Here is a 14,598-nt window from a genome sequence, read left to right as displayed (position 1 = left end):
GTGCCCACCGCAACGACAGTCATCAATGTCCTCACCTCCTGATTCCTCTGATTCCTCTGATTCCTCTGGTTCCTCCGGCTTCCGGCTTCCGGCTTCCGGCTTCCGGCTTCCGGCTTCCGGCGGAACGGTGATCACCCTAGCCCGGCCCCCCGGAGCAGCGTCAACCGATTTATCCGGGCCCACGGTCGAGGGATGCCCGGACAGGCACATGCGCGAGGAATAACCGCAATCTCCCTCGATCGGGTGATACGCATGCATGAGGCCCGGTTCATGGCCGTTAGGGTGCCGAGCATGACCACACCCCAGGGCTCCACCGTCACGTTCACACAGGCCCAGTTGGGCACCCAGATCCTGATCGGCTGGAGCGGCCGGCAGCCCGACGCCGACCAGGACACCGCCTTCCTCCTCGCCTACTCGCTGGGCGACGGAAAGGACGGTCCGGTGGTCGGCCGCGAGGCCATGCGCGCCGCACTGGAGCGCGCGGGCCTCCAGGTCGGCGGCGCGATCCAGGACGCGGCCGAGTCCCCGGGCATCCAGGCGAAGCTCCTCGTCCAGGCGGGCCGGGCCGTCCTGACGCTGCCTCACCTCACGGCGCAGTACCCCGCCCCCGCGGAGTGGCTGGCCGCCGCTCAGGCACAGGGCCAGGTGTACGGGATGTTCGCCACCAGCCCGTGGCCGGAGGCCGTTCCCGGGCAGCCGGTCAGCGAGGACCAGCTGCGGGCCTTCGCCGCCGACGAGGAGGTCGTCCGCACGGCCGCCCACTGCCTGCTCCCGGTCCGCTCTCTGGGCTGAGCCCGCCACCCCCGCCGCTCCGCACGAACGACGAGGCCCACCACCCCCCGTGGAGTGGTGGGCCTCGCCCGTGCCGCGGTGCGACCGTGTCGCCGTGCCGCGGAAACGAGGACGGGCGGCCCGGAGCGTGATCTCCGGACCGCCCGTGCTCGGTACGTCAGTTGTTGCCGACGCCGTTGCCCGAGAGGACCGGGATGTCGTCCAGGACGTGCGACAGCGGCTCGTCGCCCTTGGCCTGGGTGGAGTTGTCGGCGCACTGCTGGTTCTGCGGGTTGGACAGGACGTTGATGTCCTGGACCGCGACCGGCACGAGGCCGACGAGCGAACCGACGTTGGCCTTGGCCGGCAGGCCGATGCAGAGCTTGTTCAGCGTGCCCTGCACGAGCTGGTTCTGCGGGCTCCAGTCACCCTTGGTCTCGGCGTTGCCGAACTCCTGCTCGGCGCCGTTGCCGTTGACCGTGGTGGTGCCACCGTCGTTGCCGATCGCCATGGCCGTGGGAGCCGCGGCTGCGGACAGACCGAGCAGGGACACAGCCACTGCCGCGCCGGCCATCATCTTCTTCATCAAGCTTCACCTTTCGGAACGTCCCGTTGTGGAACGCACTGATCAACCGACGCGGACCGTGATCGGTTGCGCAGTACCACTCAAATGGGTTTGATCCGGCGCAAGGTCGACGCCGTCGTTCACGTCCCGGCGGCCTCGTCCGAGGAGCGCGCCGCCGGGACGAAGCCGGTGCGGGGGGCGGCCGGCTGCCGGGGGGTCTCCGGCAGGGGGTCGTGTCCGGAGGCCCGCCACTCGGCGACGAGCCGGTCGTAGATCGGCGTGCCGCTCGGTGCGGGCTGCTGCTCTCTGCGCTGCGGGGGCTGACTGCCGTACGGATCCATGGGGATGCACTACCCGGGCACGGTCGGACCGTCAGCAGGTGCTACGGCATCCGGCCCAACCGCCCGCCGCCCTCCGCTCGCCCACCGCTCACACCCGCTCGTCTTCGCGCGGGACGCGTCCGTACACGCCGAAGGGCCAGCCCGTCCGGTCCGGCGAAGAACGGTCGCCGTACGGAAGAGCTGGCCCCGGGGTCGTGCCGGGTGGCGTCAGTTGTTGGCGACGCCGTTGCCCGAGAGGATCGGGATGTTGTCCAGGATGTGCGACAGAGCCTCGTCACCCTTGGCCTGGGTGGAGTTCTCGGTGCACTGCTGGTTCTGCGGGGAGGACAGGACGTTGATGTCCTGGACCGCGATCGGCACGACGCCGACGAGGGAGCCGAGGTTCGCCTTGGCGGGCAGGCCGATGCAGGGCTTGTTCAGCGAGCCCTGGATGAGCGCGAACTGCGGGCTCCAGTCGCCGTGGGTGGCGGAGTTGCCGTAGGCCTGCGAGGCGCCGTTGCCGTTGATCGACGTGGTGCCGCTGTCGTTGCCGATGGCCATGGCGGAGGGGGCGGCCGCAGCGGAGGCACCGACGACCGAGGCAGCGACGGCTGCCGAGGCCATAATCTTCTTGATCATGAAAAGCCCTTCTGGATGAAACGTGTGCCCGCCTGTCCGGAGCGATCTGATCAACTCGTTCCGGCGGGGTCTGGTTATGCCCATTCACTCGAACGGTGCTTTTCCTTCCGGGTGTCCACGATTTCGGGTGTCCACGAGAAGGGAGAACGGCACCGGAGGAAGGGGACCGGCGAAAGCCGGTGGAGCCGCCGTCCTGGACGGTCAGCCGCCGAGGGGCACTCCGCCGAGCAGCGGGGCCGCGCCTCCGGCCACACCGGTGGCCTCGCCCGCCAGCTTGCCGACCGTGCCGTCCTTCGAGACCGTCTCGGTGGTGTCGCCGACGGTCTCGACCAGCGGTTCCACGACCTGCGGGGCGCTGGCCATGACCTGGTTGAGACCACGGTCGAGGCTGAAGTTGGGGGCCGTGACGTCAGTAGCGGCGAAGGCGGGAGCAGCCGCTCCGAGGGCGGCCACGGAACCGGCAACGAGCGCGGCGGTCTTCGCGTACTTCACTGGGAATCCCTTCTGCGCGGCATCTGTTTCGGTCACGTTCCCGTGCCGCACACAAGCCTTCTTTACCTGTGACTTCTGCCGCTTTCTCCTTGAATAACGATCAGGTCGCTTTCTGGAAACTGCGGGGCGGCGAGTTTCTCCGGCGGTGCACGAGAAGGGCCCCGGGCGGCGAATGCCGTCCGGGGCCCACCGGCTCACGAGCGCGCGGCCCGGCCGGTCAGAGGTTCACTTGTTGATGCAGGTGTTGCCGAACGCCGGGTTCAGCGCACCGATCACGTTGACGGTGTTGCCGCAGACGTTCACCGGAATGTGGATCGGGGCCTGGAGGATGTTGCCCGACAGCACGCCCGGGGAGTGCGCGGCAATGGCCTCGGCGCCCGAGTCGGCCATGGCCGGCGCGGCGGCACCCATCGCCATGAGCGTTCCGGCGGCGACGGCGGCAATCTTGGTGTACTTCACTTTTCTTCCCTTTCCTCGGCGGAGTCCGGTGCGGTCACGACATTCGTGCCGCCCGAGCCGGGTCCTGATCGCTCGTGACTCCGGCGCTGCTATTCGTAACGACGGAGGTTCGCGATCGAAACTCTTCCGGGAGCGGTTTTCCGGAGAACCGCCCGAATGCCGCAATGCCCGGTACAGCAGCGGGCCCGAGCCGCTCGGTGGAGGAACTCCGAGGGCCCGGGCCCGGGTATTTCAGCCGTATCAGCCGTTGTTGGCGCCGTTGCCCGACAGGATCGGGATGTCGTCCAGGATGTGCGACAGAGCCTCGTCACCCTTGGCCTGGGTGGAGTTCTCGGTGCACTGCTGGTTCTGCGGCGAGGACAGGACGTTGACGTCCTGGACCGAGATCGGCACGAGGCCGACGAGCGAACCGGCGTTGGCCTTCAGCGGCAGACCGACGCAGGGCTTGTTGAGCGAGCCCTGGACCAGGCCGAACTGCGGGCTCCAGTCGCCGTGGGTCTCGGCGTTGCCGAAGGACTGCGAGGCGCCGTTGCCGTTGACCGAGGTCGTGCCTCCGTCGTTGCCGATCGCCATGGCCTGCGTCGCGCCGAGACCGAGGATGGAGGCGGCGACAGCGCCCGTAGCCAGAACCTTCTTGATCACGATGAACCCTTCTCGTACCGATTGCCCCGCGGCGGAGCCCCCTGGTCAACTCGCGACCCGGCGTTTGGTTCCGCCCATTCACCCGAATGCCGGACAGAGGGCAGCCCCCCACCTCTGTTCGTACGGCCGTCCGTTCGTGAAGAAATTGCGCACGCCCGTCCCGAAACCTTTCGCCCGAACGGGTGGGCGAGGATCGACGGCCGTGACGCCGCTCCGCATCCGGGGTGAGCATTTCCCCGGGGTCAACACCGTCGGACTGCGGCCCAGTTGAGGGCGAATCGTTTTTCTCGCGCTGCGCACCGGGATGCGCGGGATCGAGAGACACCACCCGTTCGGGTGATTACACAATTTCCACGCAATTCCAAGTTTCCCGTACGCACCCGCATCGTTATGGCAATCGTCCAGCGCGCACGTCTTCATCACTTTCACCATGGCTTCCCACGCGATCCGGCTGTGCAGCGGCTCCGCCCGATGGCTGCCCGTCCGCGCGCGAAGCACCCACGCGATGTCCTCGCGAATGTCCTAAGGAAGGGCAAGTAATGCGACAGGTCTTGAACAAAAGCATTATCGTCATGGCGGCCGCCTCGGGCCTCCTGGCAGCGGTGGGCGGCACCGCGCACGCCGACGCGTCGGCCGAGGGCGCGGCCGTCGGTTCGCCGGGGGTCGGTTCGGGCAACGCCGTGCAGGTGCCGGTGCACGTCCCGGTCAATGTGTGCGGCAACACCGTCAACGTCATCGCTCTGCTGAACCCGGCCTTCGGCAACAAGTGCGTGAACGCCGACGGCCCGAAGCACGAACACCCGCCGGTCAAGCCCCCGGTGGACGAGCCGCCGGTCGACGAGCCGCCCGTGGACGAGCCGCCGGTCGATGAACCCCCGGTGGACGAGCCGCCGGTCGACGAGCCGCCGGTCGACGAGCCGCCCGTCGATGAACCCCCGGTGGACGAGCCGCCCGTGGACGAACCGCCGGTCGACGAGCCGCCCGTGGACCAGCCGCCGGTCGACGAGCCCCCGGTCGACGAGCCGCCCGTGGACCAGCCGCCGACCGACACCCCCGGTACCGACACCCCCGGCTCGGACACGCCCGGGTCCAACACCCCCGGGGCCAACACCCCCGGGGCCAACACCCCGGGCGCGCACCTGGCCGACACCGGTGCCGCCGACCTCGGCCTGGCGGCCGGCGCGAGCGCCGCGCTGCTGCTCGGCGGTGCGGTGCTGATGCGTCGTACGCGCAACGCGCGGGACTGACGGAGCTCCCGCGGAAGAACGAGGTCCGGCCGGACAGCGGGGACTGTCCGGCCGGACCTTCTGTGGACGACGGGAAGGGCCGGGAACGTGGCGACCGCGTTACGTATCGGGGTGGTCGGCGGCAGTATCGCGGGGTGCGCGGCGGCCGTCGCGGGCCGGCGGGCCGGGGCGGAGGTCACCGTGTACGAGCGGAGCGAAGCCGAGCTGCAGGACCGGGGGTTCGGCATCGTGATCCCGCCGCCGCTCCACGCGGAGCTGGTCGGATCCGGGTATCTGGACGCGGCGATGCCGACGGCCCCGGTGGGCACGCGGGTCTGGCTGACCCGGGAGCCCGGTGGCCGGTCGGCGCGGGAGCTCGCCCGGCAGCCCTCCCCCGTGACCCCGTGCAACTGGGGCCTCCTGTGGCGGTCGTTGCGCGCGAGCGCCGGAAGCGCGCGCTACCTCCGGGGGCTGCCGGTGGTCTCGGTCGGTGCGGGCGGATCCGGCGGGGCGGTGATCACCACCGCGGGGGGCGGGGAAACGTACGACATGGTCGTGGGCGCCGACGGGCACGCCTCCGCCACCCGGCAGCTCCTCGCCCCGGGGCTGCGGCCGCGGCCCGCCCCGTATCTGGTCTGGCGCGGTGCGATCCCGCTCGACGCGCTGGCCGGGCACCCCCGGGAGCTGGAGCTGCTGCGCGGCGCGTGGGTGACCCTGGGGTACCCCGGCGGGCACGGCATCTTCTATCTGATCCCGGGCGGCCCGCAGGACGGTGACGGAAGCGGTGGTGCGGGCAACCGGCTGCTGGCGTACGCCATTTACGGCCGCCCTCCCGAGGGGGCCGAGCCGGGGCCGTACGTGCACGAGCTGGCGCGGGAGCACTTCCCCGCCGCGTGGGCGGAGATCGTCGCGCGGGGCGGGCGGCGGGCGGCGGTCTGCCACCCGGTCGCCGATGTGCAGGCGCCCCGGGTCGCCCGCTCACCGCTGCTGCTGGCCGGGGACGCGGCCGGGGTGACCAGGCCGCACACCGCCACCGGCGCGGTCAAGGCCCTCCAGGACGCCCTGTGTCTGGAGCGGGTGCTCCGGGAAGGGCCGGACCTCGCCGCGGCGCTGGAGCGGTACGCGGACGAACGCACGGCGGCGGGCGCGCACTTCGTGGAGCTGGGCCGGCGGATGGGGCGCGCTCTGGTCGAGGAGACCCCGGACTGGCCGGCGATGGGGCAGAACGAGGTGGACGTCTGGTTCCGCGGGGTACTGGCCGGGGCGCGGCACTACTTCTACGAGGAGACCGCCGTCGTCCCGTGAGGCGGCGGCGGCCCGACTGCCCTCAGTCCGCGATGCGTTCGAAGACCGCGGCGAGGCCCTGGCCGCCGCCGATGCACATCGTCTCCAGGCCGTACCGCGCCTGGCGGCGGTGGAGTTCGCGGGCGAGGGTGGCGAGGATGCGGGCTCCGGTGGCGCCGACCGGGTGGCCCAGCGAGATGCCCGAGCCGTTGACGTTGACGCGCTGCTCGTGGTCCTTCTCGCCGAGGCCCAACTCCCTTGTGCAGGCCAGCACCTGGGCGGCGAACGCCTCGTTCAGCTCGATCAGGTCCAGGTCGGCGAGGGTGAGTCCGGCCCGGCCTAGGGCGGTGCGGGTGGCGGCGACGGGGGCGATGCCCATCGTCGCGGCGGGCACCCCGGCGCGGGCGAAGGAGACGAGCCGGACGAGCGGGGTGAGGCCGAGGCGTTCGGCGGTTTCGGCGCTGGTGACCAGGCAGGCGGCGGCCGCGTCGTTCTGGCCGCTGGCGTTGCCCGCGGTGACGGTGGCGTCCGGGTCGGACTTCGCCATCACCGGCCGGAGGGCGGCGAGTTGTTCGGCGGTGGTGTCGGGACGGGGGTGTTCGTCGGCGGTGACGGTCGTCTCACCCCTGCGGGTGCGTACGGTGACGGGGACGGTCTCCGCGTCGTAGCGGCCCTCGGCGACGGCGCGGGCGGCCCGCTGCTGGGAACGCAGGGCCAGGGCGTCCTGGTCGGCGCGGCCGATGCCGTACTCCCGGCGCAGGTTCTCCGCCGTCTCGATCATGCCGCCGGGGACCGGGTGGTTGACGCCTCCGGCGGTGACGCGGCCCCGGGCGAGGGCGTCGTGGAGCTGGAGGCCGGGGCCCTTGATGCCCCAGCGTCCGTCGTGGGTGTAGTAGGGGGCGGCGCTCATCACGTCGACGCCGCCCGCGATCACGACCTCGCTAAACCCGGCCCGGATCTGCATCGCCGCGTCCAGCACCGCCTGGAGCCCGGAGCCGCAGCGGCGGTCGATCTGGGTGCCGGTGACCGTGGTGGGCAGTCCGGCGTCCAGGGCGGCGACCCGGCCGATGGCGGGGGCCTCGCTGGTCGGGTAGGCGTGGCCGAGGATCACCTCGTCGACCCGGTCGGGGTCGATGCCGGTGCGGGTGACGATCTCCGCGATGACGCGTGCGGCCAGCGCGGCCGGGGTCTGCTGGGCGAAGGCCCCGCCGAACCGGCCGATGGGGGTGCGCAGGGGTTCGCAGATGACGACGTCGAGCGGCACGGCGGGGCCTTTCCTTCAGGGCGACGGGCGGGACGCGGGTGGCGGGGTGCGCGGAGCGGCGGGTGCTGAGGCGACCTTCGCATCCGGTGACTGAGCCGGTCCAATACCGGATGTGTCCGCCATCGAGAGGCCCGGCGTCTCAATCGGTTCGCCGCGTGGTCCGCGTACGGGGGTCGGCAGGGCGTCCCGGGCGACGGCGAGCACGGCGTGCAGGGCGGCGGAGGGGTTGTCGGCACGCCAGGCCAGGGCCGCCTGGCGGCGGATGGGCGGTCCGGCGAGGGGCCGGTAGATGAGTCCGCTCTGCTGGATGTGGCGTACGGAGGTGACCGTGAGGGTGACGCCGACCCCGGCGGCGACGAGCGCCATGATCGTGTACGAGTCGGGGGCCTCCTGGACGACGCGCGGGGTGAACCCGGCGCTCTCGCAGGCCTCGGTCATGGCGTCGCGCACGGTGGAGCCGGTGTTGGCGGGGAAGGAGACGAACGGCTCGTCCGCCAGCTCGGCGAGCGGCACCGCCGCGTGCCGGGCGAGCGGGTGGTCGAAGGGCAGGGCGCACAGCAGCTCCTCCTCGTCGATCACCCGGTGGGCCACTCCGGGCCGGGTCACCGGCAGCCGGACGAAGCCGAGGTCGAGCGAGCCGTCGGCGACCCGGGACAGCGCGACGTTGGCGTACGTCTGGCCGGTCATGACCAGTTCGAGCCCGGGGTGTGCGGCGCGCACGGCGCGGGTGAGACGGGGCAGCGTCTCGTGGCTGGAGGCGCCGGCGAAGCCGATGGTCACCCGGCCGTACTCGCCCCGGCCCGCCGAGCGGGCGGCCCGGACGGCGGTGTCGAGGTCGTCGAGGACGGTCCGTACGGGATCGAGGAAGGTCTCCCCCGCGCCGGTGAGCCGGACGGAGCGGGTGTTGCGGCGGAAGAGCTGGACGCCCAGCTCCTTCTCCAGCTGCCGGATCTGCTGGCTCAGGGGCGGCTGTGCCATCTGGAGGCGTTTGGCGGCCCGGCCGAAGTGCAGTTCCTCGGCCACGGCGAGGAAGGCCTTCAGGTGGCGCAGTTCCATATGTCTGCCTCCCCTCCCGGTCCTCCGAGGCCCGAATGAGACCTGATGCCTCTCAATGCGAGCCTAATTCGGTATTGGACACCGATCAATGGCCCCTGGCACGGTGGTGCGACCTGTACACCGACGCCGGGGAGCGCTGTGGAACGGACGGCCGGCAAGGTCGTGTCGATGCGGGAGGCCGTCGCGCGCTTCGTGCACGACGGGGAGACCGTGAGCCTGGAAGGGTTCACCCATCTCATCCCGACCGCCGCGGGCCACGAGATCATCCGGCAGGGGCGGCGCGGGCTCACCGTCGTGCGGATGACGGCGGACATCGTGGTGGACCAGATGCTGGCAGCCGGGTGTGTGGCGCGGCTGGTCTCCTCCTTCGTGGGCAACTCCTCCGCCGGTTCGCTCGGTGAGCTGCGGCGGCGGATCGAGCGGGCCGACCCGGAGCCGCTGGCGTTCGAGGAGTACAGCCACTACGGAATGGTGTGCCGGTATCTCGCCGGTGCGCAGCGGCTGCCGTTCCATCCGCTGCGCTCGTACGGCGGCAGCGACCTGCCCTCGGTGAACCCGGGCATCCGCAAGGTGACATCGCCCTATCCCGGGCCGGACGGGCGCGAGCCGGAGCAGATCTACGTGGTGCCGCCGGTCAACCCGGACGTGACGTTCGTCCATGCGCAGCGCGCCGACCGCCGGGGCAACACCCAGATCTGGGGGCTGACCGGGGTACAGGCCGAGGCGGTGTTCGCGGCGGAGCGGGCGGTCGTGGTGGTGGAGGAGCTGGTCGCGGACGAGGTGATCCGCTCGGACCCGAACCGCACGCTGATCCCGGCGCACGCGGTCGACGCGGTGGTGGTCTGCCCGCGCGGGGCGCACCCCTCGTTCGCACAGGGCTACTACGACCGGGACAACGCCTTCTACCGGTCCTGGTCCGCGATCAGCGCGGACCCGGTGCGGCTGCGGGAGTGGCTGGAGGAATGGGTGTACGGAACGGCCGACCACGCGGCGTACGTGGCGAAGCTGGGCGAGGAGTTCTGGGCGGGGCTCGCGGTCGGTGAGGCCCTGAGCGAGCCGGTGGACTACGGGCGGCGGCTGTGAGCGGCCGGCCGGCGGAGACCACCGAGTCCACGGAGCCCACGCGGTCCGTCACCTCCTCGGAGCTGCTGTCCGTCGTCGCCTCGCGTGAACTGGCCGGGCGCCGCACGGTGTTCGCGGGCATCGGGCTGCCGACGCTGGCGGCCGAGCTGGCGCGGCTGACGATCGCGCCGGACATCGAGGTGGTGTACGAGTCCGGGGTCTGCGGCGCGCACCCCTCCCATCTGCCGGAGACCATCGCGGACGCCGTCCTGATCACGGGCGCCGAGGCGGTGGTGTCCATGCCGACGCTGTTCGGCTCGGTCCTCCAGGGCGGGCACATCGACGTGGGCTTCCTGGGGGCCGCGCAGATCGACCGGTGGGGCAGCCTCAACACCTCGGTCATCGGGGACTGGGACCGCCCGTCGGTGCGGCTGCCGGGTTCCGGGGGCGCGGTCGAGGTGATGGCGAACGCCCGGGAGGTGTTCGTGGTGATGCGCCGCCACACGCCGCGTTCCTTCGCCGCTGAACTGGACTTCTGCACCACGCCGGGTCCGGAACGGGCGCTGGCGGACGGGATCCGTCCGCTGGGCGTCGGCGTCACCCGGGTCGTCACCGAGCTGGGCGTCCTCGCCCGGGAGGGCGTCGGCGACGAACTGCGGCTGGTCGCCGTGCACCCCGGGGTCACCGTGGAGCAGGTCCGGGCCGCGACCGGCTGGGAGCTGGAGGTGGCCGGCACGGTCGCGACGACGGACCCGCCCACCCCTGCGGAGCTGCTGCTCCTGCGCGACGATGTCGACCCGGGCCGGGTCTACCTCCGTTGAACAAACCGTGTACTCCACCGCGGGTACCGCCGTCGAAAGGGCTCTCACCGCCATGCGTATCAGGATCGTCGGAGCCGGGGCCATGGGCCGCGGTATCGCCCAGTGGGCGGCGAGCGCCGGACACACCGTCGAGCTCGGGGACGTACGGCCCGAGGCGGTGACGGAGGCTCTGGGCTTCGTCGCCTCGATGCTGGACCGGGCGGTGGCCAAGGGCCGGATGTCCGCCGCCGACCGGGACGGGGCCGTGGCCCGGCTGGTGCCGCTCGCCGAGCCGTGGGCGGCGGGTCCGGAGGTGGAGCTGGTGATCGAGGCCGTGCGGGAGGATCTGGAGACCAAGGCGGAGGTGTTCGGGAAGCTGGAGCGGGCACTGCCCGCCTCCGCCGTCTTCGCGACCAACACCTCCTCCCTGTCGGTGACCCGGATCGCGGCGACGCTCCAGGACCCCTCGCGCCTGGCCGGGCTGCACTTCTTCAACCCGGTGCCGCTGATGCGGATCGTGGAGGTGGTGCCGGGCGCGGCCACCCGCCCGGAGATCCCGGCGCTGCTCACCGAGCTGGTGGAGGGGTGCGGACACCGGGCGGTGACGGTGGCCGACACCCCCGGGTTCCTGGTGAACCACGCCGGGCGGGGGCTGGTGACCGAGGCGCTGGCGCTGCTGGAGGAGTCGGTGGCGGACCCGGCGGAGATCGACCGGATCGGCCGGGACGTGCTGGGGCTGCGGATGGGCCCGTTCGAGCTGATGGATCTGACCGGTCTCGATGTGACGGCCGCGGTGATCGACTCGATCTGGCAGGGCTTCCGGTACGAGGACCGGCTGCGCCCGTCCTTCCTGACCCCGAACCGGGTGGTGGCGGGGCTGCACGGCCGTAAGACGGGCCGGGGCTGGTACGCGTACGGCGACGGGGCGGCCGGCCCGGCACCGGAGAGCGCGGTCACCGGGGACGCGGATCGCCCGGTGTTCCTGGTGCCGGGCGGGCGGCCGGAGACCGCCGCGTACGAGGAGGCCCTGGCCGGTGCGCTGGAGGCGGCGGGGGCCCGGCTGGAGCGGGGTGCGGGTCCGTCGGCGGATGCCGTGGTGCTGGTGCCCGTCTGGGGGACGGCGGTGTCGGCGGCGGTCGCGGCGGGCGGGCTGCCCCGGGAGCGCACGTTCGGCGTCGAGGTGCTGCCGGCGGCGGGGCGGCGGCGGGTCCTCGCGGTGACGGCGGCCGGTGATCCGGCGGCCGCCCGGGACGCGCGGGCGGTGCTGGCGCGGGCCGCGGAGGGCGGTGAGCCGTACGCGGTGTCGGTGGTGCGGGACACCGCGGGCACGGTGGCGCAGCGGCTGCTGTCCTCGGTCGTCGCGGTCGGCTGCTCGATCGCGGAGCGCTCGCTCGCCGCGCCCGCCGACATCGATCTGGCGGTGACCACGGGGCTCGGCTATCCGGCCGGTCCGCTGGCCTGGGGCGAGCGGGTCGGGGCCGCGAGGGTGCTGGGGCTCCAGCGGTCGCTGCACGCGACGACGGGCGACCCGCGCCACCGACCGACGCGGTGGATCACCGAGCGGGCGGCCCTGGGCCTCGCGCTGACCGATCCGGGGACCTCGCCGGAGGACTGCCTGGGGTGAACCCGCCGGTTCGGGTGACCGATTCGTACAAGACGGCCGCGGTGCCGCGTGCCTACGGTCGGGGCATGACTCCACGACTCGACGCGATCAGTATCGTCACGGCGGACCTGGCGGCCTCGCTCGCCTTCTACCGCAGGCTCGGCCTCGACATCCCCGACGGGGCGGAGTCCGCGCCCCATGTCGAGGTGACCCTGCCGGGCGGGCAGCGGCTGCTGTGGGACACGGAGGAGGTCATCGCCTCGTTCGATCCCGCCTGGAAGCGCCCGGCGGGCGGCGGTGAGCGGGTCGCCCTGGCCTTCGTCTGCGACAGCCCGCGGGAGGTGGACGCGGTGTACGCGGAGCTGACCGGGGCCGGGTACACCGGGCATCTGAAGCCGTGGGACGCGGTGTGGGGGCAGCGCTACGCGGTCGTGCTGGACCCGGACGGCTGCGGGGTCTCGCTGTTCGCCGCGGCCGACGCCTCGTAGCGCCCGAAGTGGGCCCCGAGGGTCGTGCCGGCCAGGTCGCGCATCTCGCGGGCCAGGTGCGCCTGGTCGGTGCAGCCCGCCCGGTACGCGGCCTCGGCGTAGGGCAGGCCGGTGCGGATCAGGGCAAGGGCGCGTTGGAGCCGGAGGATCCGGGCCAGCGTCTTGGGGCCGTAGCCGAAGGCGGCGAGTGAGCGGCGGTGCAGCTGGCGGGGGCCGAGGCCGGTCTCGGCGGCCGTCGACGCCACGGAGCGGCCGCGCCGCAGCCGGTCGGCGACGGCCGCCGTGAGCGGGTCCGGGGGGCCCGTGTCGGCGGCCCGGCCCAGGGCGAACTCCTCCAGGGCGGTGACGGGGTCGGCGGCCCGGTCGATCCGACCGGTGAGTTCCCGGACGGTGGTGCGGGGCCAGAGGTCGGCGAGTTCGACCCGGTGGTCGCGCAGTTCGTACGCCGGTACGCCGAGCAGGACGGGGGCGGTGCCGGGCCCGAACCGGATCGCGGCGCAGGAGCCGCGGTCGCGGGGGTCGACCTGGAAGGCGTGGGTGTCGGGCCCGGCGACGACGAGACGTCCGGCGGTCCAGATCAGGTCCATGCAGCCGTCGGGCAGGACGGGCCGGGCGGTCTGTCGCGGGCCGGGCGGAACGTCGAGCGTCCAGACGACGGCCCCGTCCAGCCGGGAGGGCCGCTCCCGGTAGCGCGGGTGCTCCTGGTCGCGCTGCTCTTCCCGGGCCATGCCTCCACGCTAACGCGAGGGCGGCTCCTCGGCTTCCCTGGCGTGCGTGGGTTCCCTGGGCTCCTGCGGGTCCTTGGGTTCCTTCTCCCAGGTCGCGTGCAGCCGGGACTTCACGTCGTCGGGCGGCAGGAAGCGGGACCAGCGTTCGGGGAACTCGGAGGGCATGTACGCCGGGCCGTCGTCCTCGTCGTCGTCATCGTCGTCCTCGTCCAAGGCCTCGTAACCGGTTGAGCGGGTCCGGGCGACGAACTCGGCGGCCTGCGCGGCCCGGACGCGCTCGGTGGCCTCGCGGGCGGCGGCCGTGGCGAGCGAGGGCCACACCCGGTCGATGGCCGCGTTGACCGCGGCGCCGACCAGGACCGCGAAGGCGGAGATGCCGATCCACAGCAGGACGGCGATGGGCGCGGCCAACGAGCCGTAGATGGTCGGGCCTTCGACCGTGTTGGTCAGATAGATACGCAGCAGGAAGCTGCCGAGGACCCACATGCCGAGCGCCACCAGCGCCCCGGGCACATCCTCGATCCAGGGGGAACGCACCGGCACGGACACGTGGTAGAGCGTCGTGAGGAACGCGACGGTCAGCAGCATCACCAGCGGCCAGTACAGGACGGCTATGACCTCGGTGCCCCAGGGCACGAACTCGACCACCCGGTCCGGGCCGACGACCAGCAGCGGCAGCACCACGGCGCCGAGCAGCAGGGCGACGACGTACAGCAGGAAGGCCAGCAGCCGGGTCTTGACGATGCCGCGGTGGCCGTCGAGTCCGTACATGACGGTGATGGTGTCGATGAAGACGTTCACCGCGCGGGAGCCCGACCACAGGGCGATGGCGAAGCCGATGGAGATGACGTCGGGGCGGGCCCCGGTCGTGACGTCGGCGAGCAGCGGTTTGGCGAAGTCGTTGACCCCGCGTTCGGACAGCACGGTCTGTGCGGCGGAGAGGATGTTGCGCTCGATGGAGGCGACCGTGGTCGTGGTCGTCCACTCGTCGACGTAACCGAGCAGTCCGATCAGGCCGAGCAGCAGCGGGGGCAACGAGAGCAGGGTGAAGAACGCCGCCTCGGCCGCGAGCCCCAGAATGCGGTACTCGATGCACGAGTTGACGGTGTCCTTGAGCAAGTGCCACGCCATCCGCCTCTTGGAGACGTTGCGGTAGAGCACTCGCGCCCGGTGGAGCCGGCCCGGTGGCCGCTCGGGTG

Annotated in this window: 17 protein-coding genes; 7 read left to right on the top strand and 10 right to left on the bottom strand. The window is 72.4% G+C overall.

Going from position 1 to position 14,598, the window contains the following annotated elements:
• Positions 1-291: 291 nt before the first annotated feature.
• Entirely contained in the window at positions 292-792 is a 501-nt protein-coding gene (locus KV381_RS30115; RefSeq protein WP_030083893.1) for a DUF5949 family protein, read from the top strand.
• A gap of 157 nt (positions 793-949) precedes the next feature.
• Here the strand turns inward: KV381_RS30115 and KV381_RS30110 are convergent, their stop codons facing one another.
• The 6 genes from KV381_RS30110 to KV381_RS30085 form a co-directional block, all read right to left on the bottom strand.
• On the bottom strand, positions 950-1,357 hold the full coding sequence (locus KV381_RS30110) for a rodlin (protein WP_030083890.1): 408 nt from the start codon (positions 1,355-1,357) through the stop codon (positions 950-952).
• A 119-nt stretch (positions 1,358-1,476) separates the two neighbouring features.
• Positions 1,477-1,677: a hypothetical protein gene (locus tag KV381_RS30105; protein ID WP_098024896.1), complete on the bottom strand. Its 201-nt coding sequence runs from the start codon at positions 1,675-1,677 to the stop codon at positions 1,477-1,479.
• A gap of 207 nt (positions 1,678-1,884) precedes the next feature.
• Positions 1,885-2,295 (bottom strand): rodlin, encoded by a 411-nt coding sequence (locus KV381_RS30100; RefSeq protein WP_030625334.1) that lies wholly within the window; start codon positions 2,293-2,295, stop codon positions 1,885-1,887.
• A 201-nt stretch (positions 2,296-2,496) separates the two neighbouring features.
• Positions 2,497-2,787 carry a hypothetical protein gene (locus KV381_RS30095; RefSeq protein WP_218786762.1) on the bottom strand — a complete coding sequence of 97 codons (291 nt, stop codon included), beginning with the start codon at positions 2,785-2,787 and terminating at the stop codon, positions 2,497-2,499.
• 225 nt (positions 2,788-3,012) lie between these two features.
• Positions 3,013-3,246, bottom strand: coding sequence for a chaplin (locus KV381_RS30090; protein WP_030083882.1), 234 nt, complete (start codon positions 3,244-3,246; stop codon positions 3,013-3,015).
• A gap of 240 nt (positions 3,247-3,486) precedes the next feature.
• Positions 3,487-3,888: a rodlin gene (locus KV381_RS30085; protein ID WP_030625336.1), complete on the bottom strand. Its 402-nt coding sequence runs from the start codon at positions 3,886-3,888 to the stop codon at positions 3,487-3,489.
• Positions 3,889-4,427: 539 nt separating this feature from the next.
• Between KV381_RS30085 and KV381_RS36970 the strand changes: the two genes are divergently transcribed.
• Together KV381_RS36970 and KV381_RS30075 are read left to right on the top strand one after the other, a co-directional pair.
• On the top strand, positions 4,428-5,135 hold the full coding sequence (locus KV381_RS36970) for a chaplin (protein WP_218786761.1): 708 nt from the start codon (positions 4,428-4,430) through the stop codon (positions 5,133-5,135).
• An 87-nt stretch (positions 5,136-5,222) separates the two neighbouring features.
• Positions 5,223-6,419: a monooxygenase gene (locus KV381_RS30075; protein WP_256995180.1), complete on the top strand. Its 1,197-nt coding sequence runs from the start codon at positions 5,223-5,225 to the stop codon at positions 6,417-6,419.
• 22 nt (positions 6,420-6,441) lie between these two features.
• Here KV381_RS30075 and KV381_RS30070 read toward each other — a convergent pair whose 3' ends face one another.
• Both KV381_RS30070 and KV381_RS30065 read right to left on the bottom strand, forming a co-directional pair.
• A complete protein-coding gene (locus KV381_RS30070; protein ID WP_086779790.1) occupies positions 6,442-7,662 on the bottom strand; it encodes an acetyl-CoA C-acetyltransferase in 1,221 nt (406 codons plus the stop codon).
• 15 nt (positions 7,663-7,677) lie between these two features.
• Complete coding sequence (locus tag KV381_RS30065; RefSeq protein WP_256995179.1) at positions 7,678-8,718, bottom strand: LysR substrate-binding domain-containing protein; 1,041 nt, start codon at positions 8,716-8,718, stop codon at positions 7,678-7,680.
• Positions 8,719-8,856: 138 nt separating this feature from the next.
• Here KV381_RS30065 and KV381_RS30060 point away from each other — a divergent pair, with 138 nt between their 5' ends.
• From KV381_RS30060 to KV381_RS30045, 4 genes are all read left to right on the top strand, one after another.
• Positions 8,857-9,801: a CoA transferase subunit A gene (locus tag KV381_RS30060; protein WP_208635496.1), complete on the top strand. Its 945-nt coding sequence runs from the start codon at positions 8,857-8,859 to the stop codon at positions 9,799-9,801.
• A complete protein-coding gene (locus tag KV381_RS30055; RefSeq protein WP_218786760.1) occupies positions 9,798-10,601 on the top strand; it encodes a CoA-transferase subunit beta in 804 nt (267 codons plus the stop codon). Before KV381_RS30060 ends, KV381_RS30055 begins: the two co-directional genes overlap by 4 nt.
• A gap of 52 nt (positions 10,602-10,653) precedes the next feature.
• The gene (locus KV381_RS30050) at positions 10,654-12,204 is read left to right on the top strand and encodes a 3-hydroxyacyl-CoA dehydrogenase (RefSeq protein WP_218786759.1); all 1,551 of its coding nucleotides are present in this window, start codon (positions 10,654-10,656) and stop codon (positions 12,202-12,204) included.
• Positions 12,205-12,269: 65 nt separating this feature from the next.
• Positions 12,270-12,671, top strand: coding sequence for a VOC family protein (locus tag KV381_RS30045; RefSeq protein ID WP_098024902.1), 402 nt, complete (start codon positions 12,270-12,272; stop codon positions 12,669-12,671).
• Here the strand turns inward: KV381_RS30045 and KV381_RS30040 are convergent.
• On the bottom strand, positions 12,605-13,399 hold the full coding sequence (locus tag KV381_RS30040) for a DUF6597 domain-containing transcriptional factor (protein ID WP_030083861.1): 795 nt from the start codon (positions 13,397-13,399) through the stop codon (positions 12,605-12,607). The two genes, KV381_RS30045 and KV381_RS30040, sit on opposite strands and share 67 nt — an antisense overlap.
• A 9-nt stretch (positions 13,400-13,408) precedes the next feature.
• Entirely contained in the window at positions 13,409-14,560 is a 1,152-nt protein-coding gene (locus tag KV381_RS30035; protein ID WP_030083859.1) for a YihY/virulence factor BrkB family protein, read from the bottom strand.
• Between the last annotated feature and the right edge of the window lie 38 nt (positions 14,561-14,598).

Origin of the sequence: Streptomyces sp. WY228, assembly GCF_019287315.1 — a bacterium.
GTDB lineage: Bacteria > Actinomycetota > Actinomycetes > Streptomycetales > Streptomycetaceae > Streptomyces > Streptomyces caviscabies.
The sequence above is the reverse complement of the archived record's forward strand: the minus strand, read 5'-3'. Positions and strand labels throughout refer to the sequence as shown.